This is a genomic window from Lactiplantibacillus sp. 3062 (assembly GCF_055413545.1).
On record NZ_JBVAYE010000020.1, the window covers coordinates 1 to 13,132 of the forward strand.

10 protein-coding genes and 10 tRNA genes are annotated in these 13,132 nt (G+C 46.8%); 13 read left to right on the top strand and 7 right to left on the bottom strand.

The features are described from left to right. Window positions 1–17: 17 nt before the first annotated feature. The 10 genes from ACWQAU_RS14985 (at window position 18) to ACWQAU_RS15030 (ending at window position 966) form a co-directional block, all read left to right on the top strand. A tRNA-Ser gene (locus tag ACWQAU_RS14985) sits at window positions 18–107 on the top strand. 21 nt (window positions 108–128) lie between these two features. Next, window positions 129–201: transfer RNA gene (locus tag ACWQAU_RS14990), tRNA-Glu, on the top strand. Between the two features lie 4 nt (window positions 202–205). Then, window positions 206–278, top strand: a tRNA-Val gene (locus ACWQAU_RS14995). Between the two features lie 55 nt (window positions 279–333). Further along, window positions 334–406 (top strand) — tRNA-Phe (locus ACWQAU_RS15000). 5 nt (window positions 407–411) lie between these two features. Beyond that, window positions 412–494: transfer RNA gene (locus tag ACWQAU_RS15005), tRNA-Tyr, on the top strand. An 8-nt stretch (window positions 495–502) separates the two neighbouring features. Then, a tRNA-Trp gene (locus ACWQAU_RS15010) sits at window positions 503–576 on the top strand. 5 nt (window positions 577–581) lie between these two features. Beyond that, window positions 582–654, top strand: a tRNA-His gene (locus ACWQAU_RS15015). 7 nt (window positions 655–661) lie between these two features. After that, window positions 662–733, top strand: a tRNA-Gln gene (locus ACWQAU_RS15020). A gap of 22 nt (window positions 734–755) precedes the next feature. Continuing rightward, a tRNA-Cys gene (locus tag ACWQAU_RS15025) sits at window positions 756–826 on the top strand. A 55-nt stretch (window positions 827–881) separates the two neighbouring features. Continuing rightward, window positions 882–966: transfer RNA gene (locus ACWQAU_RS15030), tRNA-Leu, on the top strand. Between the two features lie 383 nt (window positions 967–1,349). On the opposite strand, the gene ACWQAU_RS15035 is transcribed toward ACWQAU_RS15030, so the two are convergent. Together ACWQAU_RS15035 and ACWQAU_RS15040 are read right to left on the bottom strand one after the other, a co-directional pair. Next, entirely contained in the window at window positions 1,350–1,892 is a 543-nt protein-coding gene (locus ACWQAU_RS15035) for a phosphoribosyltransferase family protein (protein ID WP_003644211.1), read from the bottom strand. Window positions 1,893–1,894: 2 nt separating this feature from the next. Next, a complete protein-coding gene (locus tag ACWQAU_RS15040) occupies window positions 1,895–2,968 on the bottom strand; it encodes a guanine permease (RefSeq protein ID WP_027821359.1) in 1,074 nt (357 codons plus the stop codon). 194 nt (window positions 2,969–3,162) lie between these two features. Between ACWQAU_RS15040 and ACWQAU_RS15045 the strand changes: the two genes are divergently transcribed. Beyond that, window positions 3,163–3,684 carry a hypothetical protein gene (locus ACWQAU_RS15045; RefSeq protein ID WP_003645282.1) on the top strand — a complete coding sequence of 174 codons (522 nt, stop codon included), beginning with the start codon at window positions 3,163–3,165 and terminating at the stop codon, window positions 3,682–3,684. Window positions 3,685–3,875: 191 nt separating this feature from the next. On the opposite strand, the gene ACWQAU_RS15050 is transcribed toward ACWQAU_RS15045, so the two are convergent. The 5 genes from ACWQAU_RS15050 to ACWQAU_RS15070 all read right to left on the bottom strand — a co-directional run bounded on the left by ACWQAU_RS15050 (window position 3,876) and on the right by ACWQAU_RS15070 (window position 10,169). Next, a complete protein-coding gene (locus ACWQAU_RS15050; protein WP_003643199.1) occupies window positions 3,876–4,394 on the bottom strand; it encodes a GNAT family N-acetyltransferase in 519 nt (172 codons plus the stop codon). Window positions 4,395–4,508: 114 nt separating this feature from the next. Continuing rightward, window positions 4,509–5,345 carry a metallophosphoesterase family protein gene (locus ACWQAU_RS15055; RefSeq protein WP_053566578.1) on the bottom strand — a complete coding sequence of 279 codons (837 nt, stop codon included), beginning with the start codon at window positions 5,343–5,345 and terminating at the stop codon, window positions 4,509–4,511. A gap of 838 nt (window positions 5,346–6,183) precedes the next feature. Further along, window positions 6,184–7,509 (bottom strand): Nramp family divalent metal transporter, encoded by a 1,326-nt coding sequence (locus ACWQAU_RS15060; protein ID WP_027821357.1) that lies wholly within the window; start codon window positions 7,507–7,509, stop codon window positions 6,184–6,186. Then, on the bottom strand, window positions 7,481–8,455 hold the full coding sequence (gene hemH, locus ACWQAU_RS15065) for a ferrochelatase (RefSeq protein WP_027821356.1): 975 nt from the start codon (window positions 8,453–8,455) through the stop codon (window positions 7,481–7,483). The genes ACWQAU_RS15060 and hemH overlap by 29 nt, the downstream gene beginning before the upstream one ends. Before the next feature lie 331 nt (window positions 8,456–8,786). Continuing rightward, window positions 8,787–10,169: an amino acid permease gene (locus ACWQAU_RS15070; RefSeq protein WP_003644217.1), complete on the bottom strand. Its 1,383-nt coding sequence runs from the start codon at window positions 10,167–10,169 to the stop codon at window positions 8,787–8,789. Window positions 10,170–10,282: 113 nt separating this feature from the next. On the opposite strand from ACWQAU_RS15070, the gene mmuM reads away from it, so the two are divergent. Both mmuM and ACWQAU_RS15080 read left to right on the top strand, forming a co-directional pair. Continuing rightward, entirely contained in the window at window positions 10,283–11,212 is a 930-nt protein-coding gene (gene mmuM / locus ACWQAU_RS15075) for a homocysteine S-methyltransferase (RefSeq protein WP_021356637.1), read from the top strand. Between the two features lie 400 nt (window positions 11,213–11,612). Further along, the gene (locus tag ACWQAU_RS15080; protein WP_003643192.1) at window positions 11,613–13,109 is read left to right on the top strand and encodes a glycosyltransferase; all 1,497 of its coding nucleotides are present in this window, start codon (window positions 11,613–11,615) and stop codon (window positions 13,107–13,109) included. The last annotated feature ends 23 nt before the right edge of the window (window positions 13,110–13,132 follow it).

Consider the following 13,132-nt stretch of genomic DNA (forward strand, 5'->3'; position numbering starts at 1 on the left):
TATCTACGGTAAGCCATGGAGAGTTGTCCGAGTGGCTGAAGGAGCAGCATTGGAAATGCTGTAAACGGGTTATACCTGTTTCAAGGGTTCGAATCCCTTACTCTCCGTTAGTTAGATATAATAAATATGACCCCTTGGTCAAGTGGTTTAAGACACTGCCCTTTCACGGCAGTAACATGGGTTCGAATCCCGTAGGGGTCATTATGGAGGATTAGCTCAGTTGGGAGAGCGTCTGCCTTACAAGCAGAGGGTCACAGGTTCGAGCCCTGTATCCTCCATCTGATGAGAGTTACTCATCAATAATTTAATAGACTCCATCATGAAGAATGATATGGCTCGGTAGCTCAGTCGGTAGAGCAATGGATTGAAGCTCCATGTGTCGGCGGTTCGATTCCGTCCCGCGCCATTTATGGAGGGGTAGCGAAGTCTGGCTAAACGCGGCGGACTGTAAATCCGCTCCTTCGGGTTCGGTGGTTCGAATCCACTCCCCTCCATTCTTTATAGGGATATAGTTTAATGGTAGAACAACGGTCTCCAAAACCGTCGGTGTGGGTTCAACTCCTACTATCCCTGCCATGATGGCGGTAGTGGCGAAGTGGTTAACGCACCGGATTGTGGCTCCGGCACGCGTGGGTTCGATTCCCACCTACCGCCCTTTGATTGGGTTATAGCCAAGTGGTAAGGCAATGGACTTTGACTCCATCATGCGCTGGTTCGAATCCAGCTAACCCAGTTGGGTTTGGGCAATAAATGATGGCGGTATAGCCAAGTGGTAAGGCAGAGGTCTGCAAAACCTTCATCACCGGTTCAAATCCGGTTACCGCCTTTCCTGAAAAGGTTATAATCCTGATCAGATTTATGTTCCATCTAGTTATTATTTTGCCGGCGTGGCGGAATTGGCAGACGCGCTGGACTCAAAATCCAGTTCCCGTTGAGGGAGTATCGGTTCGACCCCGATCGCCGGTACTAAGAGGTTTTCAGGAAGCTCTAAGTACCTTTAAGAAGTCGTTATATCGTTGATATAACGGCTTTTTTGTATTCTTAGAATCATGCGAAAATAGGCAAAATGATTTTTGGGTGAACTTTCCAATTGCAAAGAATAAATTTACAATATTAGCATTGCATGAATATGAACGTAGAAATAGTCTCGTAAGCATCGAAAAGCCCTGTATTAGCATAAATCATGCTAACATAGGGCTTTTCATATTATGGTAGGTCTTTAAAACGAATCCATCCATCTAAAACTTGCTCGTTGCACTCGGTGATAACTGAAGTAGTTGGTTTAAGTCCATGGTGCTTGTTCTGCTTTGTGACTCGCTAGTGAGTTGTAATGTGTTTCTGAACCGCAGCTAGTCAAATAATGGTAACGGTGCCAAAAAATCGATATCTGTTCGTTCGCTGGCGGCGCCTTCTGCTAAAATTGCCATCTGCTTGACCACTTGGGCGCCAGCTTGGTGTAGGAGGGCGTTGGCAGCTGTCAACGAGCCCCCACTGCTAATGACGTCGTCGATAATGATAACGCGCTTATGATTGATTAGTGCGGCGTCAGTACCATCTAAAACTAGCTGTTGTGGGGTGCTGGTCGTAATTGCGCTTACCGGTTCGATAAGCGGGTGCTGCATGTAATCCTTACGATTCTTACGTAAAACGATAAAGCGAGGGTGGTTTGTGGCCTGGCTTAGTGCCTGGGCTAGCGGAATGCCCTTACTTTCCATCGTGACTAAATAATCAAATTTAGTGGTAGTTAGCCGTTGACTGAGCTGACGGGCAGCATAGTCGGTCAGCTCAGCGTCGCCCAATAGAACGAAAGAGGCGATGCTAGTCGTGGCATTTAATCGAATCAATGGTAACTGCCGTGTCAGCGATCCTAATGTTAACTGATAAGTTTGCATATTTATAACCCCAATCCAATTAATGGTAAACCAAATTTTAGGAGTGCCCCGGTCATTAGCCCCGCGAATGGATCGACAAGGGCGGTCACGACGAGCGTTACGCCTGCAACCGTACTTAACGAGCCGTGCAAAGCGGTGGTTGCATTTTCCGGGAAAATGACAATGGTCCCTAAGATAAACAAAAAACCGGCGATTGCAGTGCTAGGCACAACTTTTCCCAGCTTTGGCAGCCATCCCAGTAATAGAATCAGCATCATGATCAACATCATTAGGATACCCGCGATTACTGGTTCAGGCGCGCTGGCTGTCGCGGAAATAATCGTTTCTACTGGCGCACCACCCAGAAGGCTAGTTCCCAGGTCTGCTAATGCCTGACTACTAGTCAGTAGATTTAGATTGACCGGGTTGGGGTGTTGTCCCGTCATTTGGCCAGTAATTAAGCCGTACGAGAGGTTAGCACCGATATTAAGACAAGCTAGACTCAGAGCACCTCGCAGGATTTTAAAACTGAACTGTGGCCTGACAAATTGTAATTTGCGGGTCGTCACATGTTCCGGTAGTGCGACGCGATAATGTGTCGTCGCTGCGTAACAGCTGGTTCCAATCACTGAAACGGCAATTGTCCATACTAAATCTTTACTGATCAAATAAGTCACACCCGCCAAGCCGATTGACAGCCACCCAAATTGGGGTTGTTCGTGCGCCATTTGCAACGCGATTTTAGCCAACATCAGGCCAACTCCTGCCATCATCGCTGCCATAAGCTGATTGCCCAGACTATGAACGATGAGCGGCAGAGTACCGGTCAAGCCAATCACGAACATCAGACTCGCACCTAAAAAGATAATCGACGACCGTTCGCGTAAATCGTGTCCCAGGTGCCCGACTAGTGCGAGGGATTCCGCTTGAAATGAAACCGGTGCAACTGAACTAGCCACGCCGTTGATTAAACCAACTAATCCGAATGAAAATACAGTCGGAAAGACCGCAAAACCGAGACTCATCGCCATAATTCCTTGTGGGATCCCGTTTAAAACGACCCCGATTGCTGCCAATAGATCCGCCAACCAATGCATATTAATACCGCCTTTTTTGTTTATACGAATAATATACGACTGATTAGGGTTTAAATCCAGCAAATTTAGGACAAAGTCAGAATAATATTGTTTGTTAACTATTTATAGTTCGTGTTTTCACGAATCACGATTAGTTGGCGCACGCTCGCAAATGGGGTATACTTAGTGCTAATTAGTGAAGGAGGGGTGGCACCATGCCAACGATTAAAGATTATTACTTGCCAAAGCGGCCAACATTATTATTTTCGTTGCATCCAGAACCAACACAAGCGATTATCAATGGCACCAAGATTCTGGAATATCGTCGGCGTTTTTTTGCACGTCCGTTTCAAGCATTTGTCTATACAACGGGGGATAATGGGGGAATTCAACTCTTTTTGCGTTGTGATCAGGGTCTGCAACTCGTGCCTGAACAATTAGCGCTTGTGGGCGCATTGTTACAGCATGACGCGCCCACAACCACCGCGGCTTATTTTGAAGGCGCTAAAGCCGGATTGGCGTTACCGATTACGGCTTTTACAACCTTACCTAACATTCCGTTGGCACAGTTACGTCGTCAGTTTGAAAACTTTGTTACGCCGCGGAGTTATGTCTTCTTAGATCAGCCTGACCGGCAAGCACAGTTGGATTGGCTATTAACGCAACCCTGTGAGTCGCTAACTATTTTGGACTGGCGCAAACGGTATGCAGCACTGGCGACTTTGTTACAAAAATGAAGCCAAGCTTGTCTTAATCGGGCTGCAACTAGTGCGCCGGTTATAAGAATCAAACAGCCACTCGTTGTGTATTTGCTGAGCAAAAGGACTTAGCTGTGACAACTGCCGCAAACGAGTAGTCATTTAGCATGACTGATTGGATTTGATCGTAAAAAAAGAACCTGCCACAAGTGGTCAGGTTCTCAGATTAATTAGAGCATTTTTTCATAGACGTAGCAAACGTCATCGACATGGTATACACCGACCATTTCGCCAACTCGCTTGAAGTTCATCTTTGCAATCAGATGTTGCATCGCTTGATTGTCGGCATGAGTATCGATACGGATGCTCTTGATTTCAGGATGATCCGCAGCAATATGAGCAATGATTTTTTCGAATAATTGAGTGGCATAACCATGACCTGCATGGCTAGAATGAATCGCGACTCGGTGAATCACGACGTAAGGTGCCGTGGTATTTAACCATTCGGCCTTCGCAGTATCGTAAGTTTCGTCTGGTGAAGGCACGACAGCGACAGCGCCGACCGTTGCGTTGTCGTCGGCATTGAATAAGTATGCTGATCCTTGCATGATGTCGGCCGTGATTTGTTTGCGAGACGGGTAGTCGCCTTGCCACTGGTTGACCCCAGCTTCAGCAAGTTGATTACGGCCGTCACTCAGAATGTCGATGATCGTATCGAGATCATCGAGGGTCGCTTTTTTAAAGTACATAATTCTAGCTCCTCTCTTGAACAGCGATTGACTGCCGAAGCAGTAATCGACTTTTAAAAGTATACAGAATTTTTAGAAAAATGAAACTATTTTCTACCGATTCTTAGGAGATTTTCAGTGACGATTTTCAAGTAAAATCTTGCGCGCTTCTCGGGCCATGTCATGTTGCGTATTATAAGCAGCGACCGCACTCGGTGCATATTGGTAAGTATTAGTCCGCAAAGTTTGTTCATAGAATTCGAAGTAGGGTAAGTGGGTATTTTGCGCAATCGTGATAGCACGCTGCCAATCGAAATCTACGGCGCGGTAATCAGCATGCTGGAGGCCAGTCTCATCAATTGTCAGAAGCAAGTAGTTTGCTCGTGGTTGGCGTAGGTGGGGATTAATGGCAGTCGGAAGACCAACTGTCCCGGCGTTTAGAATCAACTGTCCCGTGGTTGCGTAGCGCATGATGGGCTGGTGCGTGTGCGCGTAGATGACGATATCGATATCGCCTTCAGCGGCTTGGTCAAAGTTGGCCTGACTGGCAGTTGGTGCGAGCGCGTGTCCACTAGCGACGGTCGGTAAAACGTGTTGGAGACGGATGGTTAACGGGCCGACGTGTTTGATGACTGTCATTGGTAAGTTCAGTAACCGTTCAAAGTGTGTCGAACTCAGCTGGCGCCGATCAAAAGCAGTGAGAACCGTTGCCATAATTTGTTTGGGTTTAGTAAACGTGTTGGGATTGGCTGCCATTACTTTTTGGTAGTTTTCCTCGTGATTTCCGAGAACGTAGGCGGTGGGGTGAACGCGGTCTAGTAAGGTGAGACAGCGCTCCGATTCTGGCCCGCGAACGGTCATGTCGCCTACTGTCCAGTATTCGTCAACGTGTTGTTTCTGGGCGTCTGCTAAGACTGCTTCGAGTGCAGTAGCGTTACCGTGAACGTCAGATAGGACTGCAATTTTTACCATGTTGAGATGCTTCCTTTCTACTATGTAATCTAAACTCTGGTGAGATGTTTTATTCTGGTAAACGTGGGTTTTAAAAATTTATGAATGTAACCACTATGAAAAGCCATCGTAACTTTTATCTGTTATAATGGGTATGAAACGAAGTAATATATAGCACGTATATTCAAGCCAATTCGTTTCGTGCCGTGGTTATCCTTGCGATAATCACGGTTTTTATTTTACCATAGTGCCTTATGATTAGTTTGGTTGGTGTCATTTAATTGTATCAGTACATGGAATGCGGGTGGGTTACCACACATGTAATTGCCCAGAGTTCAAGGTGACTTACATATGGTGTGATATTGTTTAAACTGAATGGATTGCTTCTAAATATAGTGGTTAAACTAATTGTTTGTGAAAGAGGTTTTGGATAAATGATGACACCTTACAAAAAAGTTAACGTAACGGATGCGCCTCGACTAAAGCTGGCAATTAATTTGACTAGTGTCTTGTTGTCTTTTCAATGTTATTTAGTAATATGATTCGAGCCAGCACCATTGATATTGGGCATGTAGCTTGGCTAAAATGGTCATTTTAGCAATTGGGACTGTTGCGATTCATGGGTGCGGGTTGTACTGGGGAATTTTTACCTAGCATAGCAACTAGTGATAACGTTGCGATACTGTCTGATAGAAGATACATTGCGGGGTATGACTATTTATCGCTAAAAATTGGGAAATTAGTATCCACGATAATTGAGTTGGAGTATCAAAAGGCCATCAACCTGCGTATATGCTTCGCGGTTGACGGCCTTTAGTTTAGTGCTGAAGTCAAAGTAGCTATGTGAATGGATCTCATCTCAAAACAAGCTATACACCAAATAAATATTCAACACCGTAATAATTCCGGCCAGTCCATATCCCACCCACGTTACCGTTGGGCGATTAACGTGGGTCTTCATCAGGCTGGCGTCATTTGTCAGCGCAACTAGTGGCAACAAGGTAAAGGGGAGGGCGATGCTGAGTGCCACTTGCGCGTAAATGATCAAGTTTTCAAAGGCAGCGTCACTAAAGCCGACTAACATACCGATAATCAGAATCGGAATTAGCGTGACAGCGCGAGTAAGCAGCCGGCGTTGCCATAGCGGTAAGCGGATGTGTAAATAACCTTCCATGACGATCTGACCAGCTAAGGTGCTAGTGATGGATGAAATTAGGCCGGTAATTAGTAGGGCTAATGCAAATAACCAGCTCATGACCGGGCTAGCAAGGGCGCCAACCACGGTGGTACTTTTTAACCCATCGAAGACGGCCTGCAGACTCGCTAACGCGTTGGTGTGACCGAAGAAAAGCGTCCCACCAAGGACGAGCAAAAGTGCGTTGATGAGAAAAGCCGCAATCAAGTGCACTGTTGAGTCCCAATTGGCGAAGCGCAGTGCTTCTGTGACTTGGGCTGGATTATGATAATCATAACGCCGGCTTTGTGCAAGCGATGAGTGTAAGTATAAGTTATGTGGCATGATGGTTGCGCCCAAGATTCCGAGACTGAGGACTAGTGCGGTATGATTTTTGACGATCAATGGTGTTGGAACTAAGCCGAGCAACACGTTGCCAAATTGAACGTGGGCCCGTCCCACCTCGATACCAAAAATAATGCCGACGGTCAAAATAGCGACGAGGACGATTACTTCGACACGCCGAATGCCAAATCTCAAAAACAACAAGACAACTAAGACGTCCGCAATTGTCAGTAAAATTCCTGCAAGTAGTGGTAAGCCGAATAACATTTTTAAGGCGATTGCGGTTCCAATTACGCCCGTCATATCAGTCGCCATCATCGCGACTTCGTTTAAAATCCACGCGGCGTAACGCACGGGCCGGGGCAGCTTGCTAGAGATGGCTTGTGCTAAGTCTTGCCGGGCTACAACGCCTAGCCTGATTGCCAGGCCTTGCATGAACATGGCGACAATGATGGCTAATGCGAGCACGGCTAAAAGCCGGTACTGAAACTGACCGCCACCGGCTAGGGATGTCAACCAGTTGCCGGGATCCATATAGCCGACTGCCACTAGTGCACCGGGACCGCTATAGGCTAAAAATTTGCGCCAAAAGGCCATCTGATGAACGTCGGGAACCGCGACGCTCTGATTGATTTCTTCAAGACTTTGATGACGATGTGATTGCATGGTTCGACGCCTCCTGCTTTTGGATAGCGAGGTCAGCCAGAAATTGGCTGAAGCCGGTATCCTTATTCATCGGTGGTACTAAGTCAAACCGATCACCACCGCTTGCCCGAAAGGTTTGATAATTTTGAACGTAGTCTTCCTCGAGGGTTTCCAAGCAGTCCACGACAAAGGATGGCGTAACTACTAATACGTTGCGTTTGCCAAGTTCGACCAACTGCATGAGCTCATTTTTTAAGTAAGGCTTCAACCACGGCATCGGTCCGAACTTGGACTGATACGCCGTAATGACCTTATCAGCTGGTAATTCTGGTCGCTCCGCCAACACAGCTTTGGTCGTGGCCTCGCATTCGCGTTGATAGGGATCACCATGGCGGACCATTGCAGTGGGGATGCTGTGGTAGCTGAAGATGACCGCATCATAATGATGCGCCTGATAGCTTTGCCAGACTTTGGTTGCTAGTAAGTGAATGTAGGTCGGTTGGTCGTAGAAACTGTCGATAAAGGTGTGTGGTAATCCAGTTGCTTCAACTTGACGATGGATGCCGCCGTGCGTGCTCTGGGTGTATTGCGGAAAAAGTGGTAAAATAATTGGCTTTTCACACCCATCAGCAACCATGGCTTTCAAGGTCGCACCGATATCGGGTTGACCGTACGTCATTGCTAGTCGGACGTCCCAATCGGGTAATGCTGCTTGTACTTGTTGGCAGATGGCTTGACTGTAGACGATTAATGGTGAGCCTTGTGGGAGCCAACTATCCTGATAAAAGGTGGCCGAACGCCAAGAACGGGTCGGTAAGATAATACCACGCAACAGCGGTTGCCAGAGTGCGGCTGGCATCTCGATGACGCTTGGATCACTTAAGAATTCTTGTAAGTATGTTTTGACATCCTTAGTCCGTGGGGATGCTGGGGAGCCTAAATTGACGAGTAATAATCCTGGGTGCATAGAAACTCCTCCAATGCTCTTGATAAATTAATCATAGCATAATCATCAGCTTGTATACGGGGTTAATGGTTTATTTATTCGATTATCTAGTGATAATCAATTTACTGCTGAAATAAATAAAATCTCTTGCTAGCAACTGGCCGGGCTAGCAAGAGATCTGAAATTGATATTTGGTTTTGTTGCAGTTCAAAAATCGGTGTCGTCGGCTGGATCGTACTTTAAAAGTAGATTCAGAAATGCCAGCAAAAGCCATGACCATGTTCGTTTTTAGGTCGTCAACATCAAAAGGCGATTACTGGGTGGACTTGGTGAGTTGAGCTGACTAACGGGCTTACTTTGCGGCGTGGGTCCGTCGATAACGTTGATTGAGATAGTAGCCTAGATAGCAAATCGCCACGAAGGGAATGGTGTAATACAAGGCAATCCGCTGGTTAGGGTCAAACCAAATCAAGATACAAGAGAGTCCACTTAAGATAAAGGCCAGCCACGGGACGACCGGGTAGCCGGGCGTTTTAAAAGTCAATTGATCAAGCGACTGCCCACTTTTCAGGTAGGCTTTGCGGAAGTTGATCTCCGAAAGGGCAATTGCCATCCAAACAATGACGACAGCAAGTCCTGAAATGGATACTAAGACCAGGTACACCGAACCGGCGGCATAGACACTCGACAATAGGGCCAGAATGCCACCCAGCATGCTAGTAATTAGGGCGACTAACGGCACATCACGCTTCGTGGTTCGTTTGAAAACCTTTGGAATGGTTCCCTCGTTCGCAAGTGACCACAGCATGCGGGTAGACGCGTAGAGGCCAGAATTAGCGGCCGACATAATGGCGGTCAATACGACGAAATTCATTAAATCAGCAGCGTAGGGAATCCCAATCGCTTTGAAGACGAGCACGAATGGACTTTGCGTCACACCTGCTTGTTTGTAAGGAATCAGTGCGGCCATGACGAACATGCTACCGATGAAGAAAATAATCAGGCGCCAGAGGGTCGTTTTGATTGCGGTCGGAATGGTGTGGGCCGGATCCTTAGTCTCACCAGCTGTAATTCCAATTAGCTCAGTTCCGGAAAAGGCAAAGTTGACCGTTAGCATAGTCGTAAAGACGCCACCAAAACCATTGGGGAACCAACCGTTACGCGTATAGTTGCTCAGAAACGGGGCACTGGTATGACCGTGAAGTGGCAGAATACCGACCATTGCCAGTCCGCCTAACACAATAAAAGCAACGATCGCGATGACTTTGATACTGGCAAACCAGAATTCCGCTTCCGCAAACCAGCGTACGGAGAGGGCGTTAACGGTGAAGATGACCACCATAAAGACGAGGCTCCAGATCCAGGTCGCAATGTGCGGAAACCAGGTTTGCATGATGAGCCCCGCTGCTGTAAATTCTGAACCGAGGGCAATCGTCCAAGTCAACCAATATAGGATGGCAACCGTAAAGCCTGTGCCAGGACCAATATATTTTTTCGCATAAACGTGAAACGCCCCGGTGTAGGGCATTGCAACTGACAGCTCACCTAGACAGAGCATGACGAGATAGACGAGGATGGCCCCAATGGTATAGGCGAGCAGGGTCCCAATTGGCCCCGCTTGATGAATCGTGTAACCGGAACTTAAAAATAATCCGGTCCCAATCACGCCACCGAGTGAAATCATCAGCACGTGCCGTGATTCCATCTGGCGACTGAGGTGGGTTTGTTTTGACATAATGTACCGGCCTTCCTTACTTGCAGAATTAATATGATTAGACTATGATTAGAAAATCAACAATGCTATTAGAATAACATAATTTATAAGTAGAAAGGAAGGCAATTATTGCAATGCTTTCATTAACTGAACAATTGAACCGGGGCCCAGTCGTCTCGGACGGTGCGATGGCTACGGAATTAGAAAAACGGGGCGTGGCAACCAATAGCGCACTGTGGTCAGCCACGGCAATGTTGGACCACCCGGATGCGATTCAAACGGTCCATCAGAGCTATCTGGATGCGGGCGCAAAAATCATGACAACTAATACATACCAGGCCAACGTGCCTGCATTTGAGCAGGCTGGTATTGCTGCCGCACAAGCGCGTCAATTGATACAACAGGCGGTGACAATTGCTCATACGGCGCGTGATGCTAGTCATGTCACGGATGCTGTGATTGCTGGTAGTATTGGCCCGTACGGTGCTTACTTAGCGGATGGTAGTGAGTACACGGGTGCATATCAGTTAACGCCGAGTGCCTATCAAGACTTTCACCGCGAACGCCTGGCGTTGATCATGGCCGCCGGGGTGGACGTGCTTGCATTAGAAACGATGCCACGTTTAGACGAAGTACAGGCTTTGGTACAACTAATCACAACCACTTGGACGCAACAACCATACTGGGTAAGCTTTAGTATCAAGGATCCACAGACATTATGTGATGGGACGTCATTAGCTGTGGCCGCAAAGTGGGTGGCGGCCCAGCCGAACGTGGTCGCTGTGGGGGTCAATTGCACTACGCTGGAAAACATTGCACCAGCGTTAACCACTTTGAAGGCTGCTGTAGCGGTTCCGTTGATCGTTTATCCTAATTCTGGTGATCAATATGATCCCGTGACGAAGACTTGGCAAGAAACTCATTTGAGTCATCAATTTGCATCCTTTGTCCCCCAGTGGTTAGCCGCCGGGGCCCGCATTATCGGCGGCTGTTGTCGCACAACGCCGAAGGATATTGCGACGGTGGCACGGGCTCTCAGTGTTTCGGATTCCGCCAAGCTTTGAAAAATGTTAAGAAATGACGGTGTTTTAGTTCATGGTGGGCGTGTCTCAGAGATCTAAGTTGTCTTGGGGTGTTCGTTACACACTAATTATTGATTTAATTATATTTGAGCAAAACAATACCTAGCGTGCTGAGCGTCACTAGGTATGGCTAGCAATTTAATTGAAACTGGTGAAAAATCACTAGTCGGGCACTGCTGATACGGTAGTTGTTCACGACTAGCGATTTTTGTATGTCAATAAAACTGTTCATATCTTGGTCGAGTAACGTAAAATATGGTAGGGTAAAGATAGTGTATAGATATAACAGATGAAGTGGTCAATCGTCCGTGCGTACTCGAAGTTTTTGAACTCGGTGACAGGATGAGTTGATTTTTCAGATTGAGAAGGGAACGGCTAGGTGATGTATTATTTTGTGGGTACTGGTTTAGGATTGAAATTGACGGGAATTGAAAAGGCACAGTTGAACCGACTGGCGCTATTTGACGCCGCTGGTTATCAGGCTCGATGCGTCTATGTCACTTATAATCCGCGTTTACATGAGCATGCGGCCCGCTTTGGTGCGGAAGGAAAATGCTTTAGTTTGTATGATTTCTTTCAGGGGACGATGCCTGAAGCAGTGACTAAAATCCATCATGATTGGATGCACTATTGGCAAGCTGTTTGTCACTTTAAGGTGATTCAGGTTCCAAATACGACGGATTTTCGCGTCCTGGATACCGATGGTCAATATTTGATGTACGTTCATTTTGTGGACGCCGGGCGACAACAATTGGATTATGTAAATTATTTTGATAATCAGGGTGTTAAAGTCCGACGCGAATTTTATGATAACCGGGGCTTCCTGAGCCGGACAAGCTTTTTAGTGAAACATCAGGAAGTGCACACAGAAGTGTATTATGATTTACAAGGGCAAGTCAAAATTATCAAACAGTATGATATTACCGGGCCAGAGCCAAAACTACGACTGATTACGTTGAAGAACTATCAACAAAGAGACTTTTTCTTCAATACCGAACAGGCTTTTCAGACATTCTTCTTCAATGAATTGGCCACTGCTGATGACGTCTATTTCTGTGATCGTAACCGACAAACGGCGGCGGCCTTAGGTCATACGCGCCCCGCAACTCGCGTGTGTTCAGTCTTACATAGCACGCATCTACGGATTGGTGAGGACGTGGTAAGTGGGCATTTGAAATCGGTCTATCGGTATGTCCTAGCCCATCCAGACCAATTTCACCGAATTATTGTGTCGACCGAGCATCAAAAGCGTGATTTATTGGCACGCTATGATAATTTACCACCAGTTGTCGTGATTCCAGTCGGCTATACAACGGTTCATCCGGTTAAAATTGATGGTCGTGACCCGCACCGGATTATTAGTGTGGCGCGCTATTCGCCAGAAAAGCAATTACCACATCAACTGGAAGTGGTTCGTCGGTTAGTTGGTGAATTTCCCGACCTGACTTTGCAGTTGTTTGGGCATGGGCAAAAGATTGAAATGCAAATGCGTCAATTTATTCAGGCCAATCATCTAGAAAAAAATATCGTTATTCGGGGTTTCTTGCCCAATCTGGCAGAAGAGTACCAGCGGGCAAGCCTCGCCTTAATGACGAGTGTGGAAGAGGGCTTTTCGCTAGCCACAATGGAAGCTGAAAGCTATGGCGTGCCGGTTATTGGCTATCGAATTGCGTACGGGCCGGAAGATATTATCGAAGATGGCGTTAACGGGTACTTAGTGACACCCAATGATGTTGATGAGTTGACAATGAAAGTTCGTCAGTATTTACAGCACCCTGAACGACAAGCACAACTGATTACGAATGCCTACAATTCAGCAACTCGTTACAGCAAGCAGACGATTATTGAAAAGTGGCGCCAGTTAATAGCAGCACTTTAAGAACTGGTGATAGGGGCAAACAA

Coding starts and splice junctions, on each gene's coding strand:
- hemH (WP_027821356.1), bottom strand. CDS start 8,455: ATGCACCCAGGATTATTACTCGTCAATTTAGGCTCCCCAGCATCCCCA.
- mmuM (WP_021356637.1), top strand. CDS start 10,283: ATGCTTTCATTAACTGAACAATTGAACCGGGGCCCAGTCGTCTCGGAC.
- ACWQAU_RS15045 (WP_003645282.1), top strand. CDS start 3,163: ATGCCAACGATTAAAGATTATTACTTGCCAAAGCGGCCAACATTATTA.
- ACWQAU_RS15055 (WP_053566578.1), bottom strand. CDS start 5,345: ATGGTAAAAATTGCAGTCCTATCTGACGTTCACGGTAACGCTACTGCA.
- ACWQAU_RS15070 (WP_003644217.1), bottom strand. CDS start 10,169: ATGTCAAAACAAACCCACCTCAGTCGCCAGATGGAATCACGGCACGTG.
- ACWQAU_RS15035 (WP_003644211.1), bottom strand. CDS start 1,892: ATGCAAACTTATCAGTTAACATTAGGATCGCTGACACGGCAGTTACCA.
- ACWQAU_RS15040 (WP_027821359.1), bottom strand. CDS start 2,968: ATGCATTGGTTGGCGGATCTATTGGCAGCAATCGGGGTCGTTTTAAAC.
- ACWQAU_RS15050 (WP_003643199.1), bottom strand. CDS start 4,394: ATGTACTTTAAAAAAGCGACCCTCGATGATCTCGATACGATCATCGAC.
- ACWQAU_RS15080 (WP_003643192.1), top strand. CDS start 11,613: ATGTATTATTTTGTGGGTACTGGTTTAGGATTGAAATTGACGGGAATT.
- ACWQAU_RS15060 (WP_027821357.1), bottom strand. CDS start 7,509: ATGCAATCACATCGTCATCAAAGTCTTGAAGAAATCAATCAGAGCGTC.